Below are 20,166 nucleotides of genomic sequence, written 5' to 3' on the forward strand. Positions count from 1 at the left end.
ACTATCCTGATTGGTTTTGTTATTGTGTAATGGCGTAATGGTGTAACAGGCGTTAGCCTATCACTTGCTAGGCATTTTGTTTGTCATGCAGACGACAGGTTGCGCAATTTGGACAAAAAATATTTAGCTATTTCCATTCTCATAGTAGATGCCATGACAAGTGTCGGGTTAAACCTTTTTGATCAGCTCTCCATGCATGCGTGGTTTTTGGCGCTGGCTCCGGAACATCAGACGCTGGTAGCAAAAACGACAGTGATCCAGCATTTTGCCCCAAGGGAATTTGTGGCACGCCGCGGCGTTATTTCGCACTATTGGATCGGTGTGCAGCGCGGATTAATCAAGCTGGCTATCTACAGCGCAGATGGTCGCAGTTGTACGTTTTCAGGTATTCCTGCCGGTGGTTGGGTCGGTGAGGGCAGCGTGATCAAACGGGAGGTGCGCAAATATGACGTGATTGCAGTACGCGACGCTGAGATTATGTTAATTCCGGAGCAGACGTTTCATATTTTATTAGCTGAAAGCTTGCCGTTCACCGCCTTCGTTATTCGGCAACTGAATGAGCGTATGGGCGAGTTCATTGCTTCGTTGCAAAACACGCGGTTGCTAAGTGCCGATGCGCAGGTTGCTCAAGCGATTGCGCAGTTATTTCATCCTGTGTTGTACCCCCGCACGATGGCGGTACTCGCCTTTTCTCAAGAGGAAATCGGTTTGTTGACCGGATTATCACGCCAGCGCGTCAATCAGGCGTTGCAGGAACTGGCCAGATTGAATCTGGTGACAACTTCCTACCAATCGATTCAGGTGGTGGATCTGGATGGATTGCGGCGCTTTGGTTTGGCGGAATTATGAGACTGATTGACGGGCTTGGCGGTAATGGAATATGTTTGCCGCATTGAATTAACATCCAAGATTTGCCGATGAAACGGTGGATGGATTTTTGTTGGAGTCTCGAGCGGACTCCAACTGCTGGCTCAAAGCGTCTATTAATTTTCGAGTTTATGAAACGTTTTATCAAGATTATCTTGTGCACGCGCAAGTTTGTTTTGCTGGGTATTTAACCACGCGACGTCCTGCATCAATTTCTCTTTTTCAACCGCGAGCATGCGTTCGGTTTCACTGCGCTGCGGTCCGCCCAGGCCTTTGCTGGAAGACAGCATATTTTGTGCGGTCAACGATTTTTTGTAACGTTCTTGCGTCAATGGAAATTGCGTTTCGGTGAACCCGAAGACCTTCACTGCTTGGGCATACTTTTGTTGCACGATGTCAAAAGGTATGTCGGTCGGCTTGAGCTTATTGGTGCGACCGTAGGTAACGAGATCAGAGGCAAAGTGATGACCTACGCGGAACGGAATATCGGAGTCGCGTTGCAGGATATCGGCCAGTTCCGTTGTTGTCGAATAGTCTTCGTCTACTTCTTGCAACGAGCGTTTTTTGTCGATGATCAGGTTGTCCATCAGATCGGCCAGTTTGATGAAGGCGTCGGTGGTCATGTCCAGCGTCTTTTCGACCTGATCGCGTTTGTAATCCGGCATCCCTGGCGTGACGTTGTGTGCCTCTAACTGGAATGTCATTGACCCACCAACGATATCACTCGCTTGCAAGCGAAGGATATTGAGGGCGTAGGGATTGCGTTTTTGCGGCATGATGCTGCTGGTCCCGGTCAGGCGTCCTTCCTGAATCATGATCCAGGGATAAGGCTGGTGGTATTGGGTGTGAATGTCTTGCATCAAAATACCGATCATCAACGCCGCATTGCTGCATAACGTGACGAGTTCGACGCCCTGATCCAGCGCACCTAACTGGGTGGCATCGTACGAGTTCTCGATGACGCCATCAAATCCCAATAATTCTGCCAGTCTTCGCCGATCCACTGGAAAGCTTGATGTGCCCAGCGCCGCGCCGCCTAACGGACTTTGATTAAGGCGTGCATAAGCCTCTTGCAAGCGGGTGCTGTCGCGACCAAACGCAGACGCAAATGCGAGCAAATAATGCGCGTAAGTCGTGGGTTGCGCCTGCACGCCGTTGGTATAGGCGGGGACGATGGTGTCAAGATGCTTTGCGGCTAGCGCAAGGAACTCGGCTTTCGATTTGTTCATCGCATCCATCAGTTTTAAGGCGCGCTCGCGTTGCATCAGGCGACGGGTCGTTGACAGGATGTCCTGACGGCTGCGACCAGAATGCATGCGCGAGCCATCCGGCCCAGCAATGGCAAGGATCAGCGGCTCATATTGTAGATAGTCTGCTGGTCGTTTCGCGCCGGGCTGGTCACCGTTCTGGATGACTTGGTCGACTGCGGAGGCGATCTTTTTACCAAGGGCGGGCGGCACAATGCCTGTTTCTACGACCATGACGGTCGAGGCCTTGTTCATTTCGCCTAGAAAGTGAAAGTTGTCGTGCAAATCCTTGCCAGTTGGTGCGTCTGCTGCGGCATACGCTAGTGAGCATGCGATCAGAGGAATGAGCGCCAATATGCTGATCCGTCGGGAAAATGGGGAGAGAACGGACATTTGAATGGTCTTGAGATGAGGACGGGACATTTTTTGCCTGGGTTGCGCTGGTTGGAGCGTCGATTCTAATGGAATGCGGGTCATTGCCGTGATTAAATACACCATGTACACACCATGTACACCCCATTTACACCATGCACACCATGCGAACGTAAAAGGGGCGTGTTCTGCAAGACGCCCCTTGGTTCTGCCTTGAATCGATGCGATATTTAAATCGCCGCTTGTTAATTAACTTATTGGTTGGTCAACTAATGCTCTCACTTATTACGTGAGCGTTTAGCGCGTCTATTATTCAGCGCCCAAATGAATATATCTAAACAAGAAGACCGCGGCAATAATCCACACCACCAGTTTCACTTCCTTAAATCGGCCGGTGAACAATTTCAATGCGGCGTAGGAAATAAAGCCGAAGGCGATCCCGTTGGCGATGGAGTAGGTGAACGGCATCATTAATACCGTAATAACTGCAGGTACGCTCTCAGTGCTGTCGTCCCAATCCAGATGCGTGACTTCGCGCAGCATCAGACAAGCGACATAAAATAGTGCTGGCGCGGTCGCATATCCAGGAACTGCTCCGGCCAATGGTGCAATAAACAGGCACGCCAGAAATAGGATCGCCACGGCCAGTGCGGTCAGTCCGGTCCTACCACCGGCTTGCACGCCCGCCGCGCTTTCGATATAAGCGGTGGTGCTGGAAGTGCCGAGAAAGGTGCCAGCCACAATCGCTGTGCTATCTGCCAGCAAAGCACGGTTAAGGCGTTCCATCTTGCCATTCTTGACCAGACCAGCGCGCGTGGCGACACCGATCATGGTGCCGGTGGCATCAAACAGCTCTACCAGAAAAAATACCAGCACGATGTTCATGACGCCCATCGATAGCGCACCCATGATGTCGAGTTTGAACAAGGTCGGCATGACTGATGGCGGCATGGAAAATATGCCCATAAACTTGTTGCCGCCGATCAGAAAGCTCAGGATAGTCACCGTCACAATGCCGATCAATATGGCACCCTTGACCTGGAATCGGTCGAGCACGACGATGATCAGAAATCCGACAATCGCCAGAATCGCAGGGATTTGATGCAGATCACCCAACGAGATAAAGGTGGCCGGATTGGCGACCACGATGCCAGCAGTTTTGAGAGAAATAAGTCCCAGAAATAGTCCGATACCGGCTGTGATGGCTATTCGGATACTGGGGGGAATCCCATTGACGATGATTTCTCGGACGCCGACCAGACTGATGATTAAAAACAGGCAGCCAGAAATGAAGACCGCACCAAGCGCCACTTCCCAAGGTACACCCATTCCTTTGACCACGGTATAGGCGAAGTAGGCGTTCAGTCCCATTCCGGGCGCCAGCGCAATAGGATAGTTGGCATAGCACGCCATGATCAGTGTACCGACCGCGGCCGCGATACAGGTCGCCACGAATACGGAGTCTTTTGGCATACCGGCGTCGCCCAGAATCGCCGGGTTGACGAAGATGATATAGGCCATCGTTAGAAACGTTGTGAGTCCGGCGATCAGCTCGGTACGCACGTCGGTGCCATTGTCCTTCAGCTTAAAAAATTTCTCGAGAAATTGCATGGTGTCTCCTTTATTATTGTAAGGCCGCAGTGGTCGACGTCCACAGTTGCCCTTTTGACCTGTTTTTAGTTTTTGTGAGGTTACTCGTTAGTTGCGCATTAAGCAGCGTTCGGGCAACGTAATGTGTTCCAGATTGCGGGCTGGAGGATGCTTCCTTGCGAATAATAGGTATATAAAATAGATGATAACTGCGCTCGCCTGATTTTACTTATTATGGATGCAAGTAAAAGATAAACGTCCAATTAGGAATATTGTTATTTCTAATTGCAATTGCAGGGCAAAACGGCACACGTCAGCGCATAGCAATTGTTAATATTTATGGTACTAAATGATTACTATAATGAAGGTGATCCATGCTGAATCATCGTAGTTAATGTTGGTGAAAGATGACGCATAGTAATAATTGAAAAGTTTTGGGTCGATAAAAAGTAGATACAAGACCGGTATCAACCAGCCAGCATCAAAAACCGTATCGATATTTCATTCTGCAAATAGTCGACATCATCGGTATAGCGCACTCGTCAACGTGCGCGACTGCTAATCTATAGTGTATAAATAAATCATATTGGAGTCTTTCTTGTCTACTGCCATCCAAACCACCGCACCATCCGGCGCAGCCAGCAGCCCAATTCGGTTTTTTTATCGTGGCGAGGTGCACACGGTCGACCGCGCCGCACCAACCCGTACCATTCTCCAGCATCTGCGCGAAGATCTGCATTGCACCGGAACCAAGGAGGGTTGCGCCGAGGGCGATTGTGGTGCCTGCACTGTGGTGATCGGTGAAATCGGCGCTGATGGCGTCCAGATGAAATCAGTGAATTCCTGTATTCAATTTTTGCCAACGCTGGATGGCAAAGCCTTGTTTACAGTCGAGGATTTGAAACAACAGGATGGCGCGTTGCATCCGGTACAACAAGCAATGGTTGAATGCCATGGCTCGCAGTGCGGCTTTTGTACCCCCGGCTTCGTCATGTCGTTGTGGGATTTATATCTCAAAAACGAAGGCGTGCACGCGCTTTCGTCATCGCCCGCGACATCTGCTGCGCCAACTAGCCAATGCTTGCAATCCCAGCAATCCATCCAATGGCAGCCTTTGCAGCGCCAGGATATCGATCTGGCATTGTCCGGAAATCTATGCCGCTGTACGGGTTATCGTCCGATTATTGATGCGGCGCACCGAATGGGCGAGTTGCCGCTGGTCAATTTCGACCGCGACAGATTGCAGGCATCGTTGCAGCTACTACAGCGCGACGAACTGTTTACCTATAGTTACGAAGGACAACATTTTTACGCGCCGCGCACCTTACAACAATTGGTCGACATCCGCGCCATGAATCCAGCGGCGCGCATGCTGGCGGGATCGACCGACGTTGGTTTATGGGTCACCAAACAAATGCGCGACCTTGGCGACATCATCTTTTTGGGGCAAGTCAAAGAACTCGCCACCGTCGTCATCAAAGACGGTCAACTTCACATCGGCGCAGGCGTCACACTTAACGATGCGTATTCAGCGCTCAGCACGCATTACCCGGAATTGCGTGAGATGTGGCAACGATTTGCTTCGTTACCGATTCGGAATGCTGGCACACTCGGTGGCAATGTCGCGAATGGCTCCCCGATTGGCGATTCTCCACCATGGTTGATCGCACTCGGTGCGGAAGTGGTGTTACGCGGACCGACCGGTCAACGCGTGATGCCATTGGAGTCGCTCTATCTGGATTACATGAAAAAAGACATGCAACCCGATGAGTTCGTTGAATCGGTCAGGGTGCCGCTTCCAAATGGCGCTACGCAGTTCCGCACTTACAAACTGGCGAAGCGGTTTGATCAGGATATTTCTGCGGTATGTGCCGCGTTTTCTGTGGTGATGGACGGCGACAACATTGGTGCGATCCGTATCGCTTTTGGAGGCATGGCGGCGACACCGAAACGCGCCGCCAAAGCCGAAGCATCGCTAATTGGGCAGCCTTGGGACGAAACGCGTTTGCAATCGGCCATGGCCTTATTGGCAGAAGATTTTGCACCGTTATCAGACATGCGCGCATCCAGCACCTATCGGATGAAAACAGCGCAGAATCTATTACGTCGCTTCTGGTTAGAAACCCGTATTGACGCGCCGTTACGGCCGGACCAGGTTAATGCGTTTGCCAGCGTTGCGTGCGCTGCCTGACATTAAGCGCCATTCGGCATAAGGAAGAAAGATTATGAATACCCAAACTGACGCTTTTTTAAAAACTGATAGTGGCGCACCCGCCGATAAGACTACCTGGGCGGAAGTCGGCCAGTCACATCCGCACGAATCGGCGGTTCTCCATGTACTGGGCGAAGCTACCTATACCGACGACATACCCGAAGCGCAAGGCACGTTGCACGCCGCGCTCGGGATGTCTCAAAAGGCGCATGCGCGGATTCGTTCGATCAATCTGGAAGCGGTCCGTAGCGCCACAGGCGTGGTCGCGGTCTACGTTGCCGGCGATATTCCTGGTACCAATGATTGCGGTCCGATCATTCATGATGATCCAATTCTTGCCGATGGTCTGGTCCAATATGTCGGACAACCAATATTTGTGGTCGTCGCCGACAGCCACGACAACGCCCGCCGTGCAGTGCGCAAAGCGGTGGTCGACTATGATGAACTGCCAGCGATTTTGACGCCGCAGGCAGCGCATGCGGCAAAGTCGTATGTGTTGCCGCCGATGCATCTGGCACGCGGCAATGTTGAGTCGGCGTTTGCCAATGCGCCGCATAAATTAAGCGGCGAGTTGCTGGTCGGCGGTCAGGAGCAATTCTATCTGGAAGGTCAGATCTCGTATGCGATTCCCAAAGAAGGTAACGGCATGTTGGTTCAATGCTCGACCCAGCATCCGTCCGAAATGCAGCACGTTGTAGCGCACGCGCTGGGTTTGCACGCGCACAATGTGGTGGTTGAATGTCGTCGTATGGGCGGCGGATTTGGCGGCAAGGAATCGCAATCGGCTTTATGGGCAGCGGTTGCAGCAATATCTGCGCATAAATTAAAGCGTCCTGTCAAACTGCGGGCTGATCGTGACGATGACATGATGGTGACTGGCAAGCGGCATTGCTTTCATTATGAGTATGAGGTCGGTTATGACGACGGCGGACGCATAGTTGGCGCGCGGGTACAGATGGTCAGTCGGGCGGGTTATTCAGCCGATTTGTCGGCACCGGTTGCCACGCGCGCGGTCTGCCATTTTGACAATGCCTATTATTTGTCAGACGTAGACATCAGCGCTATGTGCGGCAAAACCAATACCCAGTCGAATACGGCGTTCCGGGGCTTTGGCGGACCGCAAGGTGCAATTGCGATTGAATACATACTCGACGAGATTGCGCGTAATCTTGGTCGTGATGCGTTGGATATTCGCAAACATAATTTCTATGGTCGTAATGAGCAAGAAGGCCGCAATGTGACGCAGTACGGTCAAATAGTCGTCGACAACGTCATCCATGAACTGGTTGAAGAGCTGGAAAGTACCAGTGACTATCGCCAGCGCCGTGCAGCTATCGATACTTTTAACGCCAACAGTCTGGTGCTCAAAAAAGGCCTCGCGCTCACGCCAGTCAAATTCGGTATCGCCTTTAACGTCACCCACTTGAATCAGGCCGGTGCGCTAGTGCATGTCTACACCGACGGCTCTGTGCTGGTCAACCATGGCGGCACCGAAATGGGGCAAGGCGTTAACACCAAAGTTGCGCAGGTTGTCGCGCACGCGCTGGGTATTCCTTTGGCTTTAGTGCGCGTCACGGCAACTGATACTAGCAAGATTGCCAATACGTCCGCCACCGCAGCCTCCACTGGCGCTGATTTGAACGGTAAAGCAGCACAAAATGCAGCGCACAAAATACGTCAGCGTCTGGCCGAATTCTTCATCACCTTATATGCGGGCGATGTGACGGCGGTGACCTTTGCCGCGGGTCTGATACAAATGGGCGAACACAGCATTACTTTCGCTGATCTGGTGCAAAAAGCGTATATGGCGCGAGTGCAGTTATGGTCCGACGGATTTTATGCCACGCCGGGTTTGTATTGGGATTCCAAGACCATGACCGGTCATCCATTTTCTTATTTTGCCTACGGTGCTTCGGTCTCCGAAGTGGTGGTCGATACGCTTACTGGCGAGTGGAGACTGTTGCGCGCAGATGCTCTTTACGACGCGGGTGAATCGCTCAATCCCGCACTGGATATAGGGCAAGTTGAGGGGGCGTTCATTCAGGGGATGGGTTGGCTAACCACCGAAGAATTGTGGTGGAACAAGGATGGTAAGTTAATGACGCACGCGCCATCGACTTACAAAATTCCGGCCATATCCGATTGTCCGCAAGACTTCCGCGTGCGCTTGTTCAAGAATCGCAACGTAGAAGACAGTATTCATCGCTCCAAAGCTGTTGGTGAACCGCCATTATTGTTGCCTTTCTCGGTGTTTTTTGCGATCCGTGACGCCGTTGCCAGCGTCGTTGATCATCGCTACAACCCGCCGTTAAATGCGCCAGCGACCAGTGAAGCAATCTTGAATGCGATTACGGCGGTTGAAGCGATGGCCGCTGGTGCTTGAAATGGCGCTAGTTGCAAAGCCAGCTAAAGCGCTGTAAATCGAAAATTGATGCAAACGTCGATCACTGCACATGATCTTCAAAAAAGGTAAACCGCCATGACACTTTGGTTAAATGCATTGATCACGCTGATGAAGCAGCCGACACCGGCCAATCCAGCGATCTTGATCACGGTCGCGCAGGTCGAGGGTTCCGGCCCGCGCGCGCCTGGCGCAAAGATGGTGGTGACGACGTTGGCGCAGTTTGACACCATCGGTGGCGGTCACCTGGAGTTGTGTGCCATCGACATCGCGCATCAGATGCTTTTGGATGCCGAATCGGATGCCTTTAGCGGAGCCGGTGAACGGCGCTTGCAACGATTTTCGTTGGGGCCGGCGCTTGGCCAATGTTGCGGCGGTGTGGTGCATTTAGCGTTTGAACGCGTCGATGCCAATGCCGCAGAATATTTTAATTATCTACAATTACGCCTGCGCAAAGCCGAGGACAGCTGGCGTTTGGTTGCCTTGGATCGCGTCGACGGCACGGAAAGCGTGAATAGCGCAGCCGCGCCTAGTCTCTGCGATGTAGATGGTCGGCGCCTGCACGGTCCTGGTATGTTGCCGCGGTTACCGGCCTTGATAGATGGCGCAATGCTGATACGCGATAGCGCAGGTCAGCGCTGGTTACTGGATGGTTGCCTTGCGCCGCGGCCACAATTATTTCTATTTGGCGCAGGCCATGTCGGCGCAGCCATCGTTCGCGCGTTGGCCGATTTGCCTTGTCGGATAACCTGGATCGATGAAAGGGAAGAAATGTTTCCCGATCATCAGCCTGCCAATGTCACGATAGAAGCCACTGACATTCCCGAAGCCGTGGTCGCCAGCGCTCCGGCCGGCGCAAGCTTTTTGGTGATGACGCATAACCACGCGCTGGATCAACGCTTATCGGAGCTTATTTTGCAGCGCGACGATGTGGCGTGGTTTGGTTTGATTGGTTCAAAAACCAAGCGCATGCAGTTCGAGCATCGACTCGAAGAGCGCGGCATACCACCGCAGCGATTGGCCGAGATGGTGTGTCCAATCGGCATTCCGGGAATCATTGGCAAAGAGCCAGCGGTGATCGCTGCTTCAGTGACGGCACAACTGCTTCAGGTGTGGGAAAGCATCGGCCGCACATTGCCGGTCACGCCTGTTTTATCCGCTATATCCGAAGTTTCCAGCGTGTCGAATACAGTAGCACCGCAGATGTTTAGTGACGCTGGAACGCTTCTCTAAGATTCTCTTCGGTTTGGTAAGTTACTTTCGTATATAGATACCAGAAACACTTGGATGTTGAAACATGTGTAAACCGCATCTCAGAATAGATGTAAAAAAATAGATTTTGATTACTAAAGGAATGTATCTCATGGCAGCAGGCGACAACACCGCGCAATCCGATCACGCAACGCTTCAGGCCTATCGCGCCAGTGTGTTGCACTTTACTGCGGATCCTGCAGACCCCGCGCATCAAGCCGATGCGATTTGCTGGTATGAAGATGGCCTGTTGTTGATCAAAGGCGGACAGGTGGTCGCGGCTGGGGATTATCAGTATTTAAAAGGATCGCTGCCAGACGGTCAAGAAATCCACGACTATCGCGGCAAGATCATCATGCCGGGTTTCATTGATACACACGTTCATTATCCGCAGACCGATATGATCGCGTCGCCATCGCCGGGTTTGCTGCCTTGGTTGGAAAAATATACTTTTCCGACCGAGCGCAAGTTCAGCGATCCGGTGCATGCGCGCAAAGTGGCAGATTTTTTTCTGGATCAGTTACTACGTTGCGGGACCACAACCGCGATGGTGTATTGCACCGTGCATCCAGAGTCCGTCGAGGCTTTTTTTGCGGAAAGCGAAGCGCGCAACCTGCGGATGGTCGCCGGCAAAGTCTTGATGGACCGACATTGCCCCGATTTTCTGCAAGACACTGCCGAACGCGGTATCCGTGAAAGTGAAGACCTGCTCAAAAAATGGCACAACCGCGGGCGTCAGATGTACGCCATCACGCCACGCTTTGCACCCACGTCCAGTGACGCGCAATTGCAACTGGCGGGCGAATTGGCAGCGGCCTATCCTGACGTCTATTTGCAGACGCATGCGGCGGAAAATACGGATGAAGTGGCGTGGGTCAAATCACTGTTCCCAGATTCGCGCAGCTACATGGATGTCTACGACAAATATGGCATGCTACGCCCACGCTCAATGTATGCGCATTGCGTCTGGTTAGACGACAGTGATCGTCGGCGCATGGCCGAAACGCAATCGGCCATCTCGGTCTGTCCGACTTCCAACCTGTTTCTGGGTAGTGGCTTATTCGATTTTGAACGGGCTGATACGCATCGCGTGCCGTTATCATTAGCAACCGATGTTGGCGGCGGAACCAGTTTTTCGATGCTGCAAACCATGAATGAGGCATACAAAGTCGCCCGCATGGGCGGCACGTTTTTGCCAGCATTGCAGATGTTTTACATGGCGACACTGGGTGGCGCGCGCAGTATGCAACTGGAAAACACGATCGGCAATTTTGTCGCCGGTGCGGAGGCGGATTTTATCGTGCTGGACCCGCATGCCACGCCGCTGCTGGCGCGACGCACCGCTAATACTGACGGCCTTGAAGAGCTACTGTTTGCAATAGCATTGCTAGGGGATGATCGCAGTATTCTGGCGACTTTTGCGGCGGGGAAACGCGTTTATCAACGCTAACCTGATAAATGATAAAGCCACGCATTGCATCCCTGCACCGCGTGGCTTTCATACTCTCACCGTTCTATTGCTATACGGACGACGCACTTCGCAATGAAGGCCGTACCTTAAGACCGTAACGTATAGCGATTATTGCTAACGCATTGATAGCGACGCAGCACGTTGCCGCTGTCATCCACGCTTTCCAGATGCACGTCGAATTGCCACAATCGCGCCATGTGTCGTAATACTTCATCTGTGTTCTCGCCCAGCGGTCGGCCGTCACTGCGGAAGTGACGCAAAGTCAGGCTCCGGTCACCGCGGGTATTGACCGACCATACCTGAATATTCGGTTCACGATGATTGATGTCATATTGGCGTGACAGCGTTTCACGGACGTACTGATAGCCCGACTCGTTATGGATTGCCGTCACCTCCAATTCACTTCGGTTTTCATCATCTTGCACCGAAAACAAATGCATATCGCGGATCAATTTGGGCGACAGATACTGGGCAATAAAACTTTCATCCTTAAAGTTACGCATCGCGTAATGGAGCGCTTCAAGCCATGGCGTTCCTGCTAATTGAGGAAACCATTCGCGATCTTCATCGGTGGGATGTTCGCAGATGCGTCGAATATCGCACATCATTGAAAACCCCAATGCGTAAGGATTGATCCCGTTGTAATACGATTTTGTGATCGGTGGTTGATACACCACGCTAGTATGCGAATGCAAAAACTCCATCATAAAACCGTCGGTCAGATGACCTTCATCGTAGAGCGTATTGAGCAAGGTGTAATGCCAAAATGTCGCCCATCCTTCGTTCATCACCTGGGTTTGTCGTTGCGGATAGAAGTATTGCGCGACTTTACGCACGATACGAATGACCTCACGTTCCCATGGCTCTAAAAGCGGGGCATTCTTTTCGGCAAAATACAGCAAGTTTTCTTGTGGTTCTGGCGGAAAGCGGTTTTCATCCTGCGCGGTGGCTTCTTCTTTTTTGGTTGGCAAAGTCCGCCACAACGCATTCACTTGTGACTGGTTGTATTCCTCACGCTCTCTGGCTTGCTCGCGTTCTTTCAGCAAAGACAAATGCTGCGGACGTTTGTAGCGATCGACGCCGTAATGCATCAGGGCATGACAAGAATCCAGCAATTCTTCAACGCGATCAAATCCATGGCGCTCTTCGCATTCCGCGATGTAATTACGGGCGTACACCAGATAATCGATAATGGCGTTTGCATCTGTCCACAGCTGGAATAAATAGTTGCCCTTGAAGAACGAATTATGGCCATACGCGGCATGCGCTACCACCAGCGCTTGCATCGTCAGGGTATTTTCTTCCATCAGATAAGCGATACAAGGATTCGAATTGATCACGATTTCGTAGGCCAGACCCATTTGCCCACGTTTATAGCCGCGCTCTGTCGATAGGAAATGCTTGCCGAATGACCAATGGCGATAATTCACCGGCATCCCCGATGACGCGTAGGCATCCATCATTTGCTCGGCAGTAATTATCTCAAGTTGAATGGGATAAATATCGAGCTTATACGCTGCTGCGACGCGCGCGATTTCGACGTTATATTGCTCGATTAACTCAAAAGTCCAGTCGGATGGACAAGGTAACGGCGATTTGCGCTTGTTGATATCAGCACGTGCATTCATACGTTCACCTGTTTTTCAAACAGTTCACGAAATACCGGATAAATATCGCTCGCGTGCTGAACCTTCTTTTGCACGAACTGGCGATAATCCGGCACTATTTGCGCGTATTCCATCCACAAATTTTGCTCTTCAGGAACTACCTGAATGTAAGCAAAATAACGCGAACGTGGCAATATTTTTTGTTCAAGAATTTTGCGACATTTTGGTGAGTCATCATTCCAGTTGTCACCGTCTGACGCCTGCGCGCCATAAATGTTCCAGTCACCCGGTGGATAACGGTCATCGATGATTTTAGACATCAGCTCAAGCGCGCTCGATACGACCGTACCGCCGCTTTCCTGCGAGTGGAAAAAGGTGTCTTCATCGACTTCATCGGCGCGCGTGTGATGGCGAATAAAGACCACTTCGATGTGTTCATAGTTACGCGTGAGAAACAGATACAGCAAAATAAAAAAGCGTTTAGCGAGATCTTTGCGTTGCTCGTCCATTGATCCTGACACGTCCATGACGCAAAACATCACCGCCTGACTTGACGGTTGCGGCTGACGGACGCGGTTGACATAGCGCAAGTCGAAAGGATCGATAAACGGGATACGCCAGATGCGCCCCTTCAGATGATGAATGTCATCAGCCAGACGCTTGATTTCTTCGCCACGGTCCTCTGTATCATCCTTCAGCGCTTCCATCAATAGCTCAAGCTCGCGTAGTCGCGCCACCAGCGGCGAACCTAGCGCAATGCGTCGTCCCAGCGAACTACGTAGCGATCTGACAATATCGATATTGTTGGGAGAACCGTCAGTAGAGTAACCGGCCCGCATATTTTTCCAGGTCGGTGCTGTCATCAGATTGGTTTTAATCAGACGCGGCAGCTCCAGGTCTTCGAAGAAATATTGCATGAACTCTTCACGCGACAATTCAAAAACGAAGTCATCCTGGCCCTCGCCCTGATCACTTGCTTCGCTACCACCGCCGCGACCCGAGCCGCCGTCCGGGCGCGCAATCCGGTCACCTTGAAGATAATCCTGATTGCCGGGATGAACTACCTCACGCATGCCACCTGATCCGTGTCGAAAGACCGGTTCGGAAATATCTTTACGGGGAATGGTAATACTCTTGGATTTTTCGATTTCTGTGATACCGCGGTCACGTACCGCTTCTGTTACCGAACGTCGAATATCGTCGCGATAGCGACGCAAGAAGCGCTCGCGGTTCGCGATGCCCTTGTTCTTTCCAGCCAACCTACGGTCAATTATCTGATGTAACACGGTACAGTCTCCTGATCGGAATGTATCTGGGAGCTGCCACCGGTATCGCTTAATCCCTTAACCGATACCAGACTTACAAAAGCAGCCCTGTGCAGTTACAGTTCACACCACCACCGCAGATAGGGTCGTCTATCTTTCTACCGTCCATGCTCTGACATGATGTGGGGCTAAACGGCGCTCCGAATCCTCAGCGGTTCCTCAACTGTTTAAGGCCATTCCGCGTTCTTCGCACCATTTAGCTCCCATTCAGGTCTTATCAGCAGACGGTAAAAAAAGTTTATGACGATTTACGTACCCGCAGATACCATTCGCAGAGAAGCCTTACCTGCTTGGGGGTATAACCTTTAGTCACCATGCGATTGACAAAATCTTCATGCTTGCGCATCTCGTCAGCTGAGCCTTTCGCATTAAATGAAATGACGGGAAGCAGATCCTCCGTATTCGAGAACATCTTTTTCTCGATGACGACACGCAGTTTTTCATAACTGGTCCAAAGTGGATTCTTGCCACCGTTCGAGACTCTGGCCCGCAGAACAAAATTAACAATCTCGTTACGGAAATCCTTTGGATTACTGATGCCGGCTGGCTTTTCAATTTTCTCCAGTTCGGCGTTCAGTGCAGCCCTGTCAAAGCTTTCGCCGGTGTCATGATCACGGAACTCCTGATCCTGAATCCAGAAATCCGCGTACGTGACATAACGATCAAACACGTTTTGTCCGTACTCAGAATACGACTCCAGATAAGCGGTCTGGATTTCTTTGCCAATGAACTCGGCGTATCGTGATGCGAGCGTGTCCTTGACGTAAGAAAGATATTTTTGCTCAAGTTCCTGAGAGAATTGTTCTCGTTCAATTTGTTGTTCCAGCACGTACATAAGATGGACAGGATTAGCAGCGATTTCAGCCGAATCAAAATTGAACACTCGCGACAATATCTTGAAAGCAAAACGGGTAGAAACGCCGGTCATTCCTTCATCAACACCGGCATAGTCGCGGTACTCCTGAAACGACTTGGCCTTCGGATCGCTGTCCTTCAGATTGTCGCCATCGTAGACCTGCATTTTAGAAAAAATATTTGAGTTCTCGGGCTCAGCAAGACGCGTCAGAATCGAAAACTGCGCCATCATTTTTAATGTTCCTGGCGCACATACCGCTTTGCCAAGTGAAGAGGTACGAATCAACTTTTCGTAAATCTTAATTTCTTCTGAAACACGCAAGCAGTAAGGCACTTTGACGATGTAAATACGATCCAGCAGCGCTTCATTATTCTTATTGTTGCGGAAGGCTTTCCACTCAGATTCGTTTGAGTGCGCCAGAATAATGCCGTCAAACGGGATCGCACCAAATCCTTCGGTTCCTTTAAAGTTACCTTCCTGCGTGGCGGTTAGCAACGGATGTAAAACTTTTATCGGCGCCTTAAACATTTCGACGAATTCGAGCAAACCCTGATTCGATAAGCATAATCCGCCAGAGTAGCTATAAGCATCGGCATCATCTTGTGAGTATTGTTCCAGTTTGCGAATATCGACTTTGCCGACCAGGGTAGAAATATCCTGATTGTTTTCGTCGCCTGGCTCCGTTTTTGAAATGGCGATTTGACGCAGAACGTTAGGGAAACGTTTGACCACCCGGAATTTACGGATATCACCGTTATATTCGTGCAGACGTTTTACTGCCCACGGACTGAGGATGGACTTGATGTACCGACGTGGAATGCCGTATTGTTCTTCTAGAATTCCGCCGTCTTCGTCATAGTCGAACAAACCCAGTGGCGATTCGTTCACCGGCGAACCTTTAATGGAGTAAAACGGTACATGCTCCATTAATTGTTTCAGACGTTCTGCGATAGACGATTTGCCGCCCCCAACGGGACCCAGCAAATACAGAATTTGTTTTTTCTCTTCGAGACCTTGAGACGCATGACGGAAATAAGCGACGACTTGCTCGATCACTTCTTCGGCGCCATAAAATTCTTTAAAGGCCGGATAGACTTTGATGACTTTGTTGGCAAAAATCCGCGACAACAATTGGTCCTGACGCGTGTCGATTTTTTCGGGTTCACCGATTGCCATCAGCATGCGTTCACCCGCCGTCGCATACACGGTGGGGTTGTTCTTACAAAGCGTCAGATACTCTTCAAGTGAAAACTCTTCTTCTCTGGTCTTGTCGAACCGACTCGCAAAGCTGCTGTAAATATCCATATCACCCCCGCATCAACGATGTTGCGAAAAACGAACTGAACAAACAATTGCTACTACGTAGGATTTCTCACCATGTGTATGAGTCTGTTTAGAGCCCGCTAAATGCAGTTGAATGCATCTGAATTGGCGCGGTATTTAACAGAACAGGAATCCACACTTTTGATTCTATATGTTTTTCTCGAACGCAACCGAGAATTTATGTAAATAGAGGTTACAGACAACAGCGAATTTTCTATGCGTTTATGCGTTTTTCGTTCCACGGCGCGACCTTTGGTAGCAACAACATGCCGGGCAAAGCCAATACGAAGCATAGAATAAAAAAGTTAAACCAGCCAGTTTCGGCAATGATGTAACCGACCGAAGAATTGATAAACGTGCGCGGAACAGCTGCCAGACTTGTGAATAGAGCAAATTGCGTCGCGGTGTAACGCGGGTCTGTCGTGCGAGCAATGTAGGCGACGAAGGCGGCTGTCCCGAGTCCTACACCGAAAGCCTCCGCACCGATCACGATGGCCAGTACAAACGGTTCCGCACCGACATTCGCCAGCCATGCAAAGCCGAGAATCGTCACCGCTTGCACCACACCAAAAATCCATAGCGCACGATTGATGCCAATTTTGACCATCCAGATGCCGCCGATAATGCCACCCGCAACACTCGACCAAAGACTGGTTGTTTTGGAAATCGCGCCGATCTGCGTCATCGTAAAGCCGAGATCAATATAAAATTTGGTCGCCAGCGCCGTTGCCATACTATCGCCAAGTTTATAAAGAAAAATAAAACCAAGTACCCACAGCGCACTTTGCCAACCATTACGGGAAACAAATTCTTGAAACGGCAACAGTACGGCAGCACGAATATTCTTCGGTGGGTCGCCGTATACTTTTGGTTCTTTAATGAGCAATGTGCATATTAATCCAGGCAACATAAATCCGGCTGTAATCCAGAATACCTGATGCCACGGCAGGATATCGGCGAGGACCAACGACAGCGCGCCTGGCACCATTCCCGCAACTTTATAGGCATTAACGTGGATCGCACTGCCCAGACCTTGCTCGCTATCGGGCAGAATTTCACGTCGATAGGCATCAATTACGATGTCCTGACTGGCCGACAAGAACGCCACCAGCGACGCCATCGCCGCTATTTCGGACAACTGGTTGATCGGGTCGAACATTCCCATGACGCCGATAGCGATAAACAGCGCCACTTGCGTCAGCGCCATCCAGCCGCGCCGGCGGCCCATGCGACCAAAGTGGAAGCGGTCCATTAGTGGCGACCATAAAAATTTCCACGTATAAGGAAACATGACTAACGCGAATAACCCGAGTGCTTTGACGTTCAATCCGGATTTTGCAAGCCAGGCTTGCAACAAACTCAGTAATATAAAAAGCGGTAAGCCAGAAGTGAAGCCGAGAAAAACGCAGATCAACATGCGTCGGTTCAGATAGTGATGCCAGGGTTGTGAGGTTGAAGTCATTAATGCGCCCATAACCGGGCGTTAGTAATCAAAATGAATAATGGGACTTATGCAGGTGGGGCGATTTTGCGCAAGTCCGTTGCCTATTTTTTGCGAAAGCGAAATACCGCTAAACTACCGCGCCAGTTTGGTAAAAATGATACAGGATTGCCATCGTGCAATGCTACACATTCGAGCACTTCAAGTCCCACTTCGTTCGCCAATTCTTCAAAATCTTTGATGGTTGCACAACGTAAATTGGGCGTGTCGTACCATTCATAAGGCAACAATTTGGACACCGGCATACGACCGCGCAGCAGCGCCATGCGATGTGGCCAATAGGCAAAATTGGGGAACGATACAATTGCTTCGCGGCCAACGCGTGCAATATCACGTAAAACACCCTCGACGTTTTTCATCATTTGCAACGCTGAAAGGCACAAGACAGTATCGAACGCGTTATCGGCAAATAAGGCTAACCCCGTTTCTAAATCCTGCTGAATGACCGATACACCGCGCGATACACAGGGAGGAATTTTGCTATCGTCGATTTCAACGCCATAACCGGCGCATTGCTTGTCAGTTTGCAAGTAATCCAGCATTACCCCATCGCCGCAACCCAAATCCAGCACCTGAGATTGTTTGGGGACCCAATGGGCGATGAAGGCAAGATCGGGCCGTAGATCACTTAGTTGTTCAAAGTTCATGTTTTTCTCCGGCGCTATTTTGTGCTATCTCATTGGCGTCTGGGCGCAATACGTTAGTGATGGCACCGCCTTGATTGATCGCTTTCCAAATGCGGTTGTAATATTCACGCACCACATTTTGATAGCGGGCGTCCTCCAGCAAAAAAGCGTCATGACCGTGCGGTGCATCAATTTCTGCGTAGCTCACGCGTCGGCGGTTGTTCACCAAGGCCTGAACGATGTCGCGGCTCCGTTGTGGCGAGAAGCGCCAATCGGTCATGAACGACACCACGAGAAATTCTGCACGGGTTTTTTCCAGCGCGACGGTTAAATCGCCGCCGCATTCTGCCGCGGGATCAAAATAATCCAGCGCCTTGGTAATGAGTAAATAGGTATTCGCATCGAAGTATTCAGAGAATTTGTCACCCTGATAACGCAAATACGATTCAATCTCGAAATCGATACCAAATCCGAACTGATAGCTACCCGAGCGCAGATCCCGGCCAAACTTTTCTGCCATGTCATCGTCTGACAAATACGTGATGTGCCCAATCATGCGCGCCACCCGCAAGCCGTTCTTCGGTACCACGCCATGGGCGTAGAAATCGCCGCCATGAAAATCTGGGTCAGTCAATATAGCTTGCCGTGCAACATCATTAAAGGCGATATTTTGCGCCGATAGCTTCGGTGTAGACGCAATCACCACGCAATGCAGCAAGCGCGTTGGATACAGCAAACTCCAAGCCAGCGCTTGCATGCCGCCCAACGACCCGCCCATCACGGCAGCAAACTGCGTAATGCCAAGTGCATCGGCAAGTCGTGCTTGCGCTTGCACCCAATCTTCCACCGTGACGACAGGGAAATTGGCGCCGTACGGTTTGCCTGTTGTCGCATCGATGTGCATCGGCCCGGTAGAACCAAAGCATGAGCCAAGGTTATTGACACCCATGACGAAGAATTTATCGGTATCGACTGACTTTCCGGGACCAACCATGTTGTCCCACCAGCCGACGTTCTTCTCATCATCGGCATATTTGCCAGCGACGTGATGCGAGGCATTCAACGCATGGCAAACCAATACGGCGTTGGATTTGTCAGCATTGAGCGTTCCATACGTTTCATAGACGAGGGTGTAATTAGACAATGACGCACCGCTTTGCAATGTGAGCGGTGTCGCAAAGTGCATGGATTGCGGTGAGACTATTCCTGAAGACATGTGTGGTGGTGTCGCAACGTTATGGATGACTGAGGTTTTAGTTTATAAGGAAGACTGTCGCAACATTGCCCCAGCGGCAATTTGCTCTGATGGCCCTGTCAGCGCCAGCGTCAAATGTCTCCTCCTGATTAAACAATAAAAAAGCCCGAAAGCTTGCGCTCATCGGGCTAAATCAAGGGGGCTTGCAATGCAAGCTCGCTTTAGCCGTATTTATTCGACATTCCTTTTGGAAATGTCACGCGCCCGCAAGCTGAGGTAGTTAACCGTTCAAATCGGCGCTGTTTGTTGCTACGCAACGTAG

General features: G+C 50.9%; 13 protein-coding genes. 5 read left to right on the plus strand and 8 right to left on the minus strand.

Annotated elements, in window-relative coordinates:
- Window positions 1–153 precede the first annotated feature (153 nt).
- Window positions 154–849 carry a Crp/Fnr family transcriptional regulator gene (locus RGU75_RS08445; RefSeq protein ID WP_322234868.1) on the plus strand — a complete coding sequence of 232 codons (696 nt, stop codon included), beginning with the start codon at window positions 154–156 and terminating at the stop codon, window positions 847–849.
- A gap of 134 nt (window positions 850–983) precedes the next feature.
- Here RGU75_RS08445 and RGU75_RS08450 read toward each other — a convergent pair whose 3' ends face one another.
- Together RGU75_RS08450 and RGU75_RS08455 are read right to left on the minus strand one after the other, a co-directional pair.
- On the minus strand, window positions 984–2,537 hold the full coding sequence (locus tag RGU75_RS08450) for an argininosuccinate lyase (RefSeq protein ID WP_322234870.1): 1,554 nt from the start codon (window positions 2,535–2,537) through the stop codon (window positions 984–986).
- Between the two features lie 258 nt (window positions 2,538–2,795).
- Entirely contained in the window at window positions 2,796–4,097 is a 1,302-nt protein-coding gene (locus RGU75_RS08455; protein WP_322234872.1) for an NCS2 family permease, read from the minus strand.
- A gap of 577 nt (window positions 4,098–4,674) precedes the next feature.
- Between RGU75_RS08455 and xdhA the strand changes: the two genes are divergently transcribed.
- The 4 genes from xdhA (at window position 4,675) to guaD (ending at window position 11,390) form a co-directional block, all read left to right on the plus strand.
- Window positions 4,675–6,267: a xanthine dehydrogenase small subunit gene (xdhA, locus tag RGU75_RS08460; protein WP_322234874.1), complete on the plus strand. Its 1,593-nt coding sequence runs from the start codon at window positions 4,675–4,677 to the stop codon at window positions 6,265–6,267.
- Window positions 6,268–6,301: 34 nt separating this feature from the next.
- Window positions 6,302–8,671 (plus strand): xanthine dehydrogenase molybdopterin binding subunit, encoded by a 2,370-nt coding sequence (gene xdhB / locus RGU75_RS08465; RefSeq protein ID WP_322234876.1) that lies wholly within the window; start codon window positions 6,302–6,304, stop codon window positions 8,669–8,671.
- A 96-nt stretch (window positions 8,672–8,767) separates the two neighbouring features.
- Window positions 8,768–9,922, plus strand: a complete 1,155-nt coding sequence (gene xdhC, locus RGU75_RS08470; RefSeq protein ID WP_322234878.1) for a xanthine dehydrogenase accessory protein XdhC — start codon at window positions 8,768–8,770, stop codon at window positions 9,920–9,922.
- A gap of 130 nt (window positions 9,923–10,052) precedes the next feature.
- Window positions 10,053–11,390 carry a guanine deaminase gene (gene guaD / locus RGU75_RS08475; RefSeq protein ID WP_322234880.1) on the plus strand — a complete coding sequence of 446 codons (1,338 nt, stop codon included), beginning with the start codon at window positions 10,053–10,055 and terminating at the stop codon, window positions 11,388–11,390.
- Window positions 11,391–11,497: 107 nt separating this feature from the next.
- Here the strand turns inward: guaD and RGU75_RS08480 are convergent, their stop codons facing one another.
- The 6 genes from RGU75_RS08480 to metX form a co-directional block, all read right to left on the minus strand.
- Entirely contained in the window at window positions 11,498–13,039 is a 1,542-nt protein-coding gene (locus RGU75_RS08480) for a SpoVR family protein (RefSeq protein ID WP_322234882.1), read from the minus strand.
- Window positions 13,036–14,304: a YeaH/YhbH family protein gene (locus RGU75_RS08485; protein WP_322234884.1), complete on the minus strand. Its 1,269-nt coding sequence runs from the start codon at window positions 14,302–14,304 to the stop codon at window positions 13,036–13,038. The genes RGU75_RS08480 and RGU75_RS08485 overlap by 4 nt, the downstream gene beginning before the upstream one ends.
- 277 nt (window positions 14,305–14,581) lie before the next feature.
- The gene (locus tag RGU75_RS08490; protein ID WP_322234886.1) at window positions 14,582–16,504 is read right to left on the minus strand and encodes a PrkA family serine protein kinase; all 1,923 of its coding nucleotides are present in this window, start codon (window positions 16,502–16,504) and stop codon (window positions 14,582–14,584) included.
- Between the two features lie 232 nt (window positions 16,505–16,736).
- Complete coding sequence (locus tag RGU75_RS08495) at window positions 16,737–17,984, minus strand: AmpG family muropeptide MFS transporter (protein WP_322234888.1); 1,248 nt, start codon at window positions 17,982–17,984, stop codon at window positions 16,737–16,739.
- An 83-nt stretch (window positions 17,985–18,067) separates the two neighbouring features.
- Window positions 18,068–18,670 (minus strand): methionine biosynthesis protein MetW, encoded by a 603-nt coding sequence (gene metW, locus RGU75_RS08500; protein ID WP_322234890.1) that lies wholly within the window; start codon window positions 18,668–18,670, stop codon window positions 18,068–18,070.
- Window positions 18,660–19,865: a homoserine O-succinyltransferase MetX gene (gene metX / locus RGU75_RS08505; RefSeq protein WP_322234892.1), complete on the minus strand. Its 1,206-nt coding sequence runs from the start codon at window positions 19,863–19,865 to the stop codon at window positions 18,660–18,662. The genes metW and metX overlap by 11 nt, the downstream gene beginning before the upstream one ends.
- Window positions 19,866–20,166 lie beyond the last annotated feature (301 nt).

It is taken from the genome of Glaciimonas sp. CA11.2 (genome assembly GCF_034314045.1).
GTDB lineage: Bacteria > Pseudomonadota > Gammaproteobacteria > Burkholderiales > Burkholderiaceae_D > Glaciimonas.

Bases quoted from the DNA above. Each gene is read 5' to 3' on its own strand.
- RGU75_RS08445 (WP_322234868.1), top strand. From the start codon at position 154: ATGACAAGTGTCGGGTTAAACCTTTTTGATCAGCTCTCCATGCATGCG.
- RGU75_RS08450 (WP_322234870.1), bottom strand. From the start codon at position 2,537: ATGTCCCGTCCTCATCTCAAGACCATTCAAATGTCCGTTCTCTCCCCA.
- RGU75_RS08455 (WP_322234872.1), bottom strand. From the start codon at position 4,097: ATGCAATTTCTCGAGAAATTTTTTAAGCTGAAGGACAATGGCACCGAC.
- xdhB (WP_322234876.1), top strand. From the start codon at position 6,302: ATGAATACCCAAACTGACGCTTTTTTAAAAACTGATAGTGGCGCACCC.
- xdhC (WP_322234878.1), top strand. From the start codon at position 8,768: ATGACACTTTGGTTAAATGCATTGATCACGCTGATGAAGCAGCCGACA.
- guaD (WP_322234880.1), top strand. From the start codon at position 10,053: ATGGCAGCAGGCGACAACACCGCGCAATCCGATCACGCAACGCTTCAG.
- RGU75_RS08480 (WP_322234882.1), bottom strand. From the start codon at position 13,039: ATGAATGCACGTGCTGATATCAACAAGCGCAAATCGCCGTTACCTTGT.
- RGU75_RS08490 (WP_322234886.1), bottom strand. From the start codon at position 16,504: ATGGATATTTACAGCAGCTTTGCGAGTCGGTTCGACAAGACCAGAGAA.
- RGU75_RS08495 (WP_322234888.1), bottom strand. From the start codon at position 17,984: ATGACTTCAACCTCACAACCCTGGCATCACTATCTGAACCGACGCATG.
- metW (WP_322234890.1), bottom strand. From the start codon at position 18,670: ATGAACTTTGAACAACTAAGTGATCTACGGCCCGATCTTGCCTTCATC.
- metX (WP_322234892.1), bottom strand. From the start codon at position 19,865: ATGTCTTCAGGAATAGTCTCACCGCAATCCATGCACTTTGCGACACCG.